The 9974-nt window shown below is 51.0% G+C and carries 15 protein-coding genes and 1 pseudogene; 9 read left to right on the top strand and 7 right to left on the bottom strand.

Going from position 1 to position 9974, the window contains the following annotated elements; genetic code table 11:
- On the top strand, positions 1–114 hold a 114-nt coding region (locus tag VB780_RS31145), incomplete at its 5' end, for a transposase (RefSeq protein WP_323351805.1).
- Between the two features lie 273 nt (positions 115–387).
- Here VB780_RS31145 and VB780_RS31140 read toward each other — a convergent pair.
- The 7 genes and pseudogenes from VB780_RS31140 to VB780_RS31110 all read right to left on the bottom strand — a co-directional run bounded on the left by VB780_RS31140 (position 388) and on the right by VB780_RS31110 (position 3795).
- Positions 388–642, bottom strand: a pseudogene (locus tag VB780_RS31140) (UPF0175 family protein).
- 109 nt (positions 643–751) lie between these two features.
- On the bottom strand, positions 752–1222 hold the full coding sequence (locus VB780_RS31135) for a hypothetical protein (protein ID WP_323355082.1): 471 nt from the start codon (positions 1220–1222) through the stop codon (positions 752–754).
- A gap of 114 nt (positions 1223–1336) precedes the next feature.
- Positions 1337–1666 (bottom strand): hypothetical protein, encoded by a 330-nt coding sequence (locus VB780_RS31130; RefSeq protein ID WP_323355081.1) that lies wholly within the window; start codon positions 1664–1666, stop codon positions 1337–1339.
- Positions 1663–2181 (bottom strand): hypothetical protein, encoded by a 519-nt coding sequence (locus VB780_RS31125; protein ID WP_323355080.1) that lies wholly within the window; start codon positions 2179–2181, stop codon positions 1663–1665. Before VB780_RS31125 ends, VB780_RS31130 begins: the two co-directional genes overlap by 4 nt.
- A 71-nt stretch (positions 2182–2252) precedes the next feature.
- Entirely contained in the window at positions 2253–2462 is a 210-nt protein-coding gene (locus tag VB780_RS31120) for a hypothetical protein (protein WP_323355079.1), read from the bottom strand.
- 68 nt (positions 2463–2530) lie between these two features.
- Positions 2531–3379 carry a DUF5895 domain-containing protein gene (locus tag VB780_RS31115; protein WP_323355078.1) on the bottom strand — a complete coding sequence of 283 codons (849 nt, stop codon included), beginning with the start codon at positions 3377–3379 and terminating at the stop codon, positions 2531–2533.
- 74 nt (positions 3380–3453) lie between these two features.
- Positions 3454–3795, bottom strand: a complete 342-nt coding sequence (locus VB780_RS31110) for a hypothetical protein (protein WP_323355077.1) — start codon at positions 3793–3795, stop codon at positions 3454–3456.
- Between the two features lie 277 nt (positions 3796–4072).
- Between VB780_RS31110 and VB780_RS31105 the strand changes: the two genes are divergently transcribed.
- The 8 genes from VB780_RS31105 to VB780_RS31070 all read left to right on the top strand — a co-directional run bounded on the left by VB780_RS31105 (position 4073) and on the right by VB780_RS31070 (position 9797).
- Entirely contained in the window at positions 4073–4354 is a 282-nt protein-coding gene (locus VB780_RS31105) for a hypothetical protein (RefSeq protein ID WP_323355076.1), read from the top strand.
- Positions 4355–4417: 63 nt separating this feature from the next.
- Positions 4418–4570, top strand: coding sequence for a hypothetical protein (locus tag VB780_RS31100; RefSeq protein WP_323355075.1), 153 nt, complete (start codon positions 4418–4420; stop codon positions 4568–4570).
- Positions 4571–4722: 152 nt separating this feature from the next.
- On the top strand, positions 4723–4941 hold the full coding sequence (locus tag VB780_RS31095) for a thermonuclease family protein (protein WP_323355074.1): 219 nt from the start codon (positions 4723–4725) through the stop codon (positions 4939–4941).
- A gap of 138 nt (positions 4942–5079) precedes the next feature.
- On the top strand, positions 5080–5589 hold the full coding sequence (locus VB780_RS31090) for a hypothetical protein (protein ID WP_323355073.1): 510 nt from the start codon (positions 5080–5082) through the stop codon (positions 5587–5589).
- Positions 5586–6899 carry a hypothetical protein gene (locus VB780_RS31085; protein ID WP_323355072.1) on the top strand — a complete coding sequence of 438 codons (1314 nt, stop codon included), beginning with the start codon at positions 5586–5588 and terminating at the stop codon, positions 6897–6899. The genes VB780_RS31090 and VB780_RS31085 overlap by 4 nt, the downstream gene beginning before the upstream one ends.
- A gap of 214 nt (positions 6900–7113) precedes the next feature.
- Complete coding sequence (locus tag VB780_RS31080; RefSeq protein WP_323355071.1) at positions 7114–7695, top strand: hypothetical protein; 582 nt, start codon at positions 7114–7116, stop codon at positions 7693–7695.
- Positions 7696–8251: 556 nt separating this feature from the next.
- Positions 8252–9196, top strand: a complete 945-nt coding sequence (locus VB780_RS31075) for a pentapeptide repeat-containing protein (RefSeq protein ID WP_323355070.1) — start codon at positions 8252–8254, stop codon at positions 9194–9196.
- Between the two features lie 199 nt (positions 9197–9395).
- Complete coding sequence (locus VB780_RS31070) at positions 9396–9797, top strand: 3'-5' exonuclease (RefSeq protein ID WP_323355069.1); 402 nt, start codon at positions 9396–9398, stop codon at positions 9795–9797.
- The last annotated feature ends 177 nt before the right edge of the window (positions 9798–9974 follow it).

Genomic DNA, 9974 nt, shown 5'->3' with positions numbered 1-9974 from the left:
AATTTCTTTGCCAAGCTCAAGCAGTATCGAGCCATTGCCACTCGCTACGACAAGCTAGCCGAAACGTTTCTCAGCGCGATTTACATCGCGGCTTCCATGATCTGGCTTATTTGATGACACGCCCTAGGATTCGCCAAAGCAAAGCTGAGCACAGCTGATTCACCTGCCCCAAGATCCCAGGCTAAAATTACTGGGTTAATCGCTGGGGACACCACGTTGATCCAGAATAGGGTGGGAAGTTGTATAGCCGCACTATCGGCCTTAGTCGACGTAATTTCCTGGTAAACGGCCTGCGGAACCACAATGCGGCTGAATAGCTTGGGCAGCAACTCTACCTGGCCACTCTTGCACAGAACAATTGAAGGCGAAGCGTTGACGACGACCTGACTACTCCAGTCCATTCAGTTCCTCGGCCAGTTCTTCGGCAGTGTACTGAAAAACCGAAACCCGATAACGTCCGAGAGTATTGATAAAGTCAGCTCGGCTGAGGTTAGCAATTTCAGCCGCTTTTTCCTACGAGATATCTCCCAATTCATACCATTTGACCGCAGCGGCAATGCGCATTTCTCGCACGAATTCGTCTGGGGCCTTCCGTAGCGCTGAAAAGATCGTATCTGGAAGCTGTATTTGAATGGTTTGCATGGCAGATCACCAAGAAGGCCCAGAGATAAGGAATGGCTACTTCCACGGTAGCGCCTTGAATCAAAAAAGGGATTATTGTACATCATACAGATGTACTAGCTCTAGTTGGCTACTCAGACAGATCAAACATCACCTCAAAGACCCCCTGCGGAATATGTCGCCGCATGGCCCTGAGGTGATCATCCGCATCCTGCCGATTCCGAAAGCGAGTAATGACTGATCGCCTTACGGCATCGCGGATCATCACGATCGCCCAGGGCCGACAATCAGGATGCAGCTCGGTGTCTGAGGCTAGCACCTGCAGCCAGGACAGCCGCTCTGGAGCCAGCACCGACTGGACAATTTCGGTGATTTGCTGTCGAACTGGAGTCTCATCAATGGGATGCAGTACCCAGCCACTAATAGGGACGGGCTGAAAGCTGAGCCGGTAGCTCTGGGCCTCAGGGGCCGTAATCGACCAAATGGGCTGCTTAGGCTGTTTGCGGGTGCGAAAGCCGACCTGATGAAGGGCGCTCTGTATGCGCTGAATCTCGATAGCGACCCGGTGACCTTCCGAGCCGGTCTGACATTGTTGAAGCATGGTGTAAAGACCTCGATTGCATAGGCGTTGAGGTGAGCGATTCAGGATCATTTGCTCACCCTAGGCAACGAAATTTCGGAAAGAAATATCCGCTGGATATTGAAAAAAATGAGGTTATGTGCTCGCGTCCCTGGATTCTTCGGATGCGTTGAGGGCGACTCCAGCGCAGAGCAGGGCCATGAGGTCAGTGGGCATCGTCTCGAAGTGCTCCAGCATGAAATCCATCAGGGCTAAATGCCGCAGGTCGCTAACACTGGGAGCCCGGTAGTCTTGCCCCTGCAAAAACCAGCGATGCACAGTGAAGGGAGAGCGGGAGCAGATGGCGGCAATGAGTTCGTGGCTGACCCCCCACTTGCTGTAAAAGGCTTGTGGCGAAAGGCCCAGGCGACAGCGGGCATAGATCTGAATCAATTCCAATTCCCGATCAGTCAAAGGGCGCGTCATGGCATGGCCTCCAGGTCATCTTCCCAGGCGCTATCGGCCAGTACCTGGCCGCTGGGGTCATTGAGCCAGACCAGGTAGTTCCAGGCCCAGCAGCCCCGGTGATGGGCATAGGCAAAGTAGCGCCCGATGACGGTGCCGGTAGTCAGGGTATCGGCAGTCCAGCGGACAGGGTCGCCATAGAGAAATACCGGCAACGGCGCTTCGTCAGGGAAATTGACCGGTAGATACCGCATGGGATAGCGAACCCGGATCTTGATCGGGGGCAGATCAAGGCTTTCCCCAGAACGCAGGGCGTGGAGGTAGGCCGTAAGCAGCCTGCCGGAGAGCGATCTCGTGAGCTGATGAATCAGCAAAGCAGCCAGCGCTTCAGCCTCGTCCACACTTAGATGCATCCAGGCGGCATCAAAGTAGGCATCGGAGAAGTTGCCCAGGCGATCAATCAGGGCTGGGACGTTGAAATCTCGGACAGGGGTAGGTGAAGCGTCATTAACGCTGGAATGAAGTGGGGTTTGCATGGGTAGACTCCCAAAAAGAAACCCCGAAGGCGATCGCTCTCAGGGTGACAACAAAGTGGTGGGTAACAGAATTAGCCTTCAGCAACGTGACCTGGCTGTTCGTTCAGTTCCAGAAACCCAGGGCCATTGCCCTCGGCATCACACTGGGCGATGACATAGAAGATCAGGGATTCGTCGGGCTTGGTGATGATCAGGTAGGGGTAGCCATCGTCGCTTAGCCCGGCATGGCGCACCTGACCACCAATCAGAGCTTTGAGGTCGTCTTCGTAGGGCAGTGACATCGTGAAGTCCTCTGAAGGGGATTAAGAAAACAGCCCGAAGAAATGTCTCCGGGCTGTGGGAATAGTCTCTAGAAGTCGTCGTAGCCAAAGGCGGATCCATCCAATGGGCTTTGGGCAGGGGGATTCATTGCGCCCTTACCAAAATCAGCCCAGGTCTCGAAGTCACGCAAGATGCGGGCTTTGATGACCTCGTCGTAGCCGACAAAGTAGGACTTCCAGTTCTCGGCGGTAGGCTGCCCGTAGCCCGCCACCGAGCACACCCAGGACTTTTTCTCTTTGCCCTTGAGTGCTGGCTCCACCCGCACCGCCAGCACCGAGAGCGCCATGAAGCGATCGCCCCGTGGCTTCTTGGCACCCGTTGCTTCCCCGTAAGCCTTGCTCATATCGCTATGGAACGCCCGCACGGTATCGCCAAAGCTACCGCAGAAGGAACCCTTGGTGGTCAGCATCAGCGGGGAGTCCTGCATCAGCTGCTTATCTTTGGTAATCAGGTAGACCAGATAGCGCTGCTTCAGCAAGTGGATGGTGCGGTCGTAGGTGGATTTTTGAAAGTCACTGATGAACTCGCCACTATCGCGGTCATACATCAGCAGCTTGGACTTGCCCAGAATCAGCAGTCGGGCCAGCAAAGAGCGATAGCCTTTAGCGGTTTCGCCCCGCTGAAACGTAGCTGTGTGCAGCGACCAATCTTCGTTGGGAACAAAGAAAGACGCCTCCATATTCTCAACGGTGATGAAAAAGCCAGCCTGGTTGGGGTCTTGATAATTCAACATTTGCAGGTAGGGCAAGGATTCCCGCCCGTCTTCGTAGTCAGCGGTATCGAATTCGTCGTGCTTGGATGCAGGAGCCAACGTTTCAGCAGCGTGGGGATTGTGGCCGTTTTGAGCAGCGGCGGTCACGGTCGTTGACGTGGTCATGGGAAGTCTCCTTGAAAAATGAAGTGAAGGGAGCAAAGCCCTAGCTCTGCCCTGATGCGTGGAAATAAATCGGTCTAGAACTCGTCGTCACAGCTACAGGGGTTGGGGCTGTCCACATAGCCAAAGGCGAAGTGCTGCCTGGGTGTGTAGTGGATTAGCCGCCCAAGAGGGTCTTTGGGCAACTCTTTGAGCTTGGCGATATAGCCTTCCAGATAAGCGTCGTGGGCATATTCGGGCAGGCGACCCATGGCAGCATCGGTGCTGCCATCGAGATAGCGTTCGGCGTAAGCGGCCTCGGCCTGCTCGGCCATCTCGGTTTGGATAGAATTAGTGAATGCGGGTAACACGGTCATTTCTCCCAAAATGAAAGTGAATCCGGCAGTGCCCCGGTGGTCGTTGGTAGCGCTCCGGGGCATCACCGTATGTAAGCGAAGGTGATATTGAACTTGGTCAGTTTTCAGTCGTGGGGGACATCGGAATCAGCTCCGGTGGCTGCGGTAACAGCAGGTTCCCCGTACTTTGTGGCTCCGGCGTCCTGTTCTTTTCTCTGACTCTTTTATTTCAGCCCATGTATACGCGGGTTGCAAGGCTTAGGGAGGGGTTTTACAAGGTTTTCGATGAGAGTTTCTGATAATTTCCAGGAAAAAATTGGCAGGCCAATAAGCCCCACTGATCGATAGTCGAGAGAGATTGATGCCTCGTATACTTGGGGTGAATCTGACACCCCTACTGTGGAGTTTTCCGGTAATGAGTGATGAGGCTCCCCGCAGAGATTATTTGACTCGCTTCCAGCAGCAGGGGGAGGTGGCCATGGCAGAGCGGCCCCTTTGTGTGCGGTTGCCGGAGGATATTGATGGGCTGATGCGGGAGAAGAAGAACCGGACGGCGTGGTTGCGCGATGCAATCATGGAAAAGCTCTGGCGAGAAGGGGCGCTACCAGAGCGGTATCGGGGATTGATGGATGAGGAGAAATAATCAGGGATGTTCATCCTTTCCCAATGCCGTTTCCCAAGTCAGGCACACTATGGGATTGCAAAGATGAAAACCGTTAATTTGCTGCCTGTTTTAGCCGTTACTCTAGGTAGTCTTACGGGTTGCGCGATGATAGATATGGTGCAGCGGGGAGAAACCCAGCGCTTTGCCGAGCAGCAGACTGAATACTGGGCCGTTGAAGCAGTACAGAATGACTAAACACTGACGCTGGTGCAGGGCGATCGCACAGAGAGAGCCATCCTCTGCGGAATTGATGCCCCAGCACTAGATGAACCCCTAGGGCAGGAAAGTCTCGACTATCTCAAGCAGCTCTTAGCCAGTAGCGCTGAGGGCGATATGGGGTGGTACCCGTGGCCCGTGACCCAGAAGACCGGCTGTTGGCTGAGGTGTTTGTGCCTACCGGGGGTGCTGAGGAAATCCGCCTCAACAGTCAGATGGTCTTAGACGGCATGGCCTACACAGATGCGGCGGTGAATGACTGCTCCAATGGTGGAGTAATTGCTGGAGCTGAAGACCAGGCCAAGGAGGCAGGGGTAGGGGTTTGGAAGGAGGCTAGGGCCAGCGAATGACAACTCCAGTCAATTCAGCCCCAGAGCCCATTGTCTGATAAGGCTTGCGATCCCCCAGACATTAAAGGATTTAGACGATGGGGCTAGAATTCCCTGGAGCTGAACTATCCTCCTGAGTAATTGCATTAGGGGGAAGATATGGATCAGTTGAACGATTGGGCCACCAACCTAGCAATGGCAGCAGATCCTTCTGAGGCTGACCTGGCCCTCGATATTGTTGATGCCTACATTGAGGGAGGCGCGTCGAGAGAAGAGTTATTTACCCGAACAGATACCAGCATTGCTGGAGGCTTTGGCCCTGGTAGCGCGATCGCATTATTGCCTTTGGTTTTACGGGGCATTACCGCAGCGGGCAAGTGGATACTAACCTTAGTCTCTGCCGATGCAACTGGCAATGTTGTGGGTGTCGTTAAGGACTTGCTAGACATCGGTAAAGATGTCACCCCAAAAGAAAAGCTAGACCAGCTACCCGATACCAGCCCCTACACGGCTCTGAAGCGAGTCATTGATACGGTTGGCCTGGAGCTTAGGACAGCGGGCATTGAGGCCAATGAAGCTGATCTGATTACGTTTCGAGTCTTAAATTCCCTGCTCGAAGATCCTCAGGGCACCGCCACATTTATCGAACAATCGGGGCCAAATCCGTGACTACTCCAGGCCGTGTTAGCAGCAACGTGGTGCCCCCTTGGCTGTGGTTCTGGCTGATTGTGTTCTTCGTCCTGCTGCTGCCCTACTACGTGGCCGTCTGGATCCGCAACATTCAACAGCTCTTTCAAACACCTGCTGCTGGTATCGACCCGGTGACCGATGCCGCTTATCGAATCCTGGGCCTGGCAGGTCTTTTAGAACTGGTGCCATCTCTGGCCCTATTTATCGGGATTTTGGCCTTGCTACGGCCCTCGATTAGAACCAATCGCCTGGAGCAGAAGTACAAACTCAAACCTGCTGGCCCGACAACTCCGGTAATGGTGGAAATCTTAGAATTCATTCACCACCATGCCCCAGGGATTGAAGTCAGAGCAAACCGCCTACGCTTTGACCAGACCCCTTTTGTCTACCCACTGGGATTTCGCACAACGGCGATCGCTATCTTTGGTCAACTGGTCAAGCTGTGGCAGGCAGATCGACCCGCAGCAGAGGCCATCTTGCTCCATGAATTAGCCCACTATCGCCACGGCGATGCCTTGATTATTGGCGCGGGTAGCCCCTTTCGAGGGGTGATTGAGCAGTGGGGTAAGCTCTACAGCCAACTGTTCTTACTGCCCTTCATTCTGTCGTTTGTAGCGATAACGGTTCTCTTCTTTGGCGAGATCATTTACCTAATGTCGATTGGGGGTGGTGGTATTGGGTTGCTGTTCAGCGCCATTATTCACAAGCTGGGCCAGTCATTCTCCATGCTGTTTGGAGCGTTGTTTACCAGCATCGGCTTGCTGATCTTTACCGCCAGCGTGTTCATCGTGCCGATGGTGGCGATTTGGTGCTCTGAACTGAATGCGGATCAGGCCCCAGCTAGCCGGTCAGTTGAAGATGCCCTTCGCGCGCTCCATCGGCTCCCAGAGCATGCCCAAGGCCGACAGTGGCTTTTATTTCGATTAGCCCATCCTCCCGGAAAACTACGGCAATGGATGGCAGCAAACTCAACGAACCCGTTGGGAAGGGTCATGTTGTTGTTGCTATTCCCCCTGTCCTTTGCTCTACAGGCATGGCTACTGAGGTTGCTGCGAGCGATGGGACGGATCAATGGCATAGAAATTGTATCCATCGATCGGGTCGCTAGTCAGCAGGCTATATCGGGGCTGTGGCTAGCCGCCGCTGCACTGCTGGTTTTGTGGCCCTTCTTGGCTTCAGCCTGGGAGAGAGTTTTTTGCCGTAGCCAGCGATCGCCTTCCCTTAACCCTTTGCCCTACTGGATAAGCGCTGGGGTTCTGGGGGTACTTGGCCTTTGGATATTGTCCTAGGTTTTCCTGATTCCAGATTATTAAGCAAAGTAAAGTATCGTTCTATCATCCTGATGGGAACTATTTATTGAGTAAGAACAAATAAATCCTTTTAGAGAACTTTAAAAGTTTAACACTTAGGTTTCTGTCGCCAATCTGATAATTACCCCATACTTCCTAAAAATTACAGCAACTCCAATTCTTGTAGACTTCGTTCGAAGTCAGGTGTTTTCGCATGGGTAAAACTTTGAGTCAATCTACCATGTCTAATAATGAGATTTCAGGTAAGCCAGGAGCACTTTGGGGGCCTCTTCCCATTCCAATGCGTGGTAGAACAAGCGCCAAGGTAGTAGGAGATATTCTTCAAGCAACTGTAACAAATGGTGCAGCCAAGCAGATTATAAAAGTTAGAGTGCAGAACATTGACAATGTAGAGTTTCAAGAAGCACCCAACTATTTTTTACTTGTTTTAGGTTACTTTCTTGCTTTGCTTGGAGGTTTGGGTATTCTTTCAGCACTCCTCCGGATGGTGAACTACTTTGGCCTGATCTCATTTATTTCAAGTGTAATTGGCAGCTTGATTTTTCTGGTTCCGGGAATTCTCATTATTCTCTATGCCAGGAAGAACAAAAGCAAGCTCATGACCTTTCGTACTCCATGCTGCGTAATTCCAATCTTTTTTACAGCAGACATCGGCATGTATGAACAATTTGGCAACAATGTTTTGCTATTGGCACGCCAACTTAACAGCCCAGTATCGCCCCAAGCACAAAAACGACCTCAGCCTGCTCAGACCCAGGGAACACGGGCAGTTTAGTGAAATTTTGATTGTTTTTTCCCGGAAATGCGATCGCAATTTCAAAGTTTCGCTATGTTCTGGAGATAACCCTGTGAACAATGTGTAGTAGGAGCTAATTAGCTTGGAGTGGCTTTATTACCGTTGTTCTAGGGATAACGGAGGGCAAGGATTTTCTGGTGAGCGGAGGATGGCCAGATCCAGGTCAAGATCCACGGCATTGATGTGTTCCATCCTCAGTCTGGAGAGGTGCGGGCAAGTAGCCCGGATGAGATCGCCTGCTGGTTCATCGACACTGACTATAACGAGGAAAGTTTCTTCGTCCGTCGTGCCTATTTCTTAGGCGCGAGTGACCCCTACAAATCCCTGAAAACTACGCTCAAGGCTGAGATTGACGAGGAAGCTTGGGAACCCTTATATAGTGACACCTCACGACCTTTTGACAAGCCGAGGTCTGAAAGGATTGCGGTGAAGGTGATTAACCACCTAGGGGATGAGGTGATGAAAGTTTTAGCGTGGGTTGACTGTTCTTTATAGATCCGTTCTTCACATCAAATACTTAGTTAGAGGTAACAGCATGATTTGGACTCAATTCCAACACTTTGCCAGGAAAATGACTTCATATTTTCTTGTAATATTAGTCTTGTTTTTCATTTCATTTTCATTTTCTGGGAATGCTCTTGCGAATAACCCAGAAGATGTCAATCATCTCGTCTCCATGAATAGCTGTTATCAATGTGACTTAACCAACATTGATCTTGCTAAGCGAAAATTTGAGGCTGCATATCTTGTTGAATCTGATTTATCAGAAAGTGTCTTATCGGAAGGCTCTCTGAAATTAGCCGATCTCTCAAAAGCGACTCTTCAAAATGCCCAACTCTATAAAGTTGATTTGACAAGCTCTGATTTAACTGATGCCAACTTAGAGAAAGCCAATTTAGGGGAGGCAATTCTGAGTAATGCTAATTTCACGCGAGCTAACTTGACAGGGGCGGATCTTAGAAATGCTAGGTTCTGGGGTTTTGCAGGCAACGCCAATATGACTTTAGCAACTCTTAGCTATGCTGATTTATCAGGCACTATGCTACTGGAAAATCTAAGCTTTTTGGGTGCCAATCTTAGCCACGCCAACATGAGTGGAAGTATCAGCCTTCGAGGAGCTGATTTACGTCGCACGAACTTTGAAGAGGCTAACTTATCTGGTGCTAATTTAGCTGGAGCAAAAATAAGCAATGCTAATCTTAAGGGGGCTAATTTAGCCAATGCCAATTTGCCACGAGTTGACTTAACAGCATCCGATTTAACGGGTGCTAACCTTCGGGGGATTAATCTAAAAGATGCCATTCTAACTGGAACTTTAGGGCTTGATCCTTATGGAGATTATTTATTATCTCAGGCAGAAAATGCCGCAAAGATGGGTGACATGAAAGGAGCAGTTGACTACTTAGACAAAATTCCTCCTCAAACTCAAGCTTATTCTCAAGCACAAGACACAATCCTTGAATACATTTCGAAGCAGTAAAGAGTTAGTAATTCAGTCATGGAATTCCGCATCGCTGACACCTTTACTGATTGCCTTGCCAAGCTAACCAGCCAAGAACAGAAGGCTACTAAGACAGCCGCCTTTGATATCTAACGTAACCCTCCTAGTTCTGACCTGCGGTGTCATAAACCCGATCGCGCTAAAGATCCTAAACTTTGTTTGGTCAGTCAGCGCAAACATGGACATCCGCCTGATTCTCCACAGAACTGAGTCAGCCTATTGCTCTGCTAGGGGCTCATTACGACACCACCCACAGCTTGACCGTGCGATCGCCGCCATCAAAGCAGCGGGGGCTACTCCTGTAGAAATCGATGATCACATTGCCTGCGCTCCTGGCCACATCACCGTCAGCATCATGCACCTGGCCAAGGGACTGGAGTTCCGGGCTGTAGTAGTAATGGCCTGTGACGATGAGGTGATCCCCCAACAGGGGCGGGTCGAGAGCGAGGCCGGTGAGGCTGACCTAGAGGAGGTGTACATCACAGAGCGACACCTGCTGTATGTGGCATTGACTAAGGCGAGGGATTACCTGCTGGTGAGTGGGGTCGATCCGGCGTCTGAATTTTTAGATGATTTGTGATTTTGCTTGAGATTAATTATGAAGACAAAATTAGGCATTCTTTGCTTCTCTAGGGAACCTCGATTAATTGATTTTTTTGGCCAGTGGTGTCTCATTTGAGACAGTCAAGGTGGATTTAGAGGAATTGCGTGACATCTCAACGGAAAGAGTCCCCTATTTTGACGAAAAAATAGGGAT

The sequence above is a fragment of the Leptolyngbya sp. CCNP1308 genome, from assembly GCF_034932455.1.
Taxonomy (GTDB): domain Bacteria; phylum Cyanobacteriota; class Cyanobacteriia; order Phormidesmidales; family Phormidesmidaceae; genus Nodosilinea.
Note: the sequence above shows the minus strand (reverse complement) of the source record. Positions and strands in the feature narration are given on the sequence as shown.

What these genes read in the sequence shown, in the direction of transcription:
- VB780_RS31135 (WP_323355082.1), bottom strand. Translation starts at nt 1,222, where the DNA reads ATGCTTCAACAATGTCAGACCGGCTCGGAAGGTCACCGGGTCGCTATC.
- VB780_RS31130 (WP_323355081.1), bottom strand. Translation starts at nt 1,666, where the DNA reads ATGACGCGCCCTTTGACTGATCGGGAATTGGAATTGATTCAGATCTAT.
- VB780_RS31125 (WP_323355080.1), bottom strand. Translation starts at nt 2,181, where the DNA reads ATGCAAACCCCACTTCATTCCAGCGTTAATGACGCTTCACCTACCCCT.
- VB780_RS31120 (WP_323355079.1), bottom strand. Translation starts at nt 2,462, where the DNA reads ATGTCACTGCCCTACGAAGACGACCTCAAAGCTCTGATTGGTGGTCAG.
- VB780_RS31115 (WP_323355078.1), bottom strand. Translation starts at nt 3,379, where the DNA reads ATGACCACGTCAACGACCGTGACCGCCGCTGCTCAAAACGGCCACAAT.
- VB780_RS31110 (WP_323355077.1), bottom strand. Translation starts at nt 3,795, where the DNA reads ATGCCCCGGAGCGCTACCAACGACCACCGGGGCACTGCCGGATTCACT.
- VB780_RS31105 (WP_323355076.1), top strand. Translation starts at nt 4,073, where the DNA reads ATGCCTCGTATACTTGGGGTGAATCTGACACCCCTACTGTGGAGTTTT.
- VB780_RS31100 (WP_323355075.1), top strand. Translation starts at nt 4,418, where the DNA reads ATGAAAACCGTTAATTTGCTGCCTGTTTTAGCCGTTACTCTAGGTAGT.
- VB780_RS31090 (WP_323355073.1), top strand. Translation starts at nt 5,080, where the DNA reads ATGGATCAGTTGAACGATTGGGCCACCAACCTAGCAATGGCAGCAGAT.
- VB780_RS31080 (WP_323355071.1), top strand. Translation starts at nt 7,114, where the DNA reads ATGGGTAAAACTTTGAGTCAATCTACCATGTCTAATAATGAGATTTCA.
- VB780_RS31075 (WP_323355070.1), top strand. Translation starts at nt 8,252, where the DNA reads ATGATTTGGACTCAATTCCAACACTTTGCCAGGAAAATGACTTCATAT.
- VB780_RS31070 (WP_323355069.1), top strand. Translation starts at nt 9,396, where the DNA reads ATGGACATCCGCCTGATTCTCCACAGAACTGAGTCAGCCTATTGCTCT.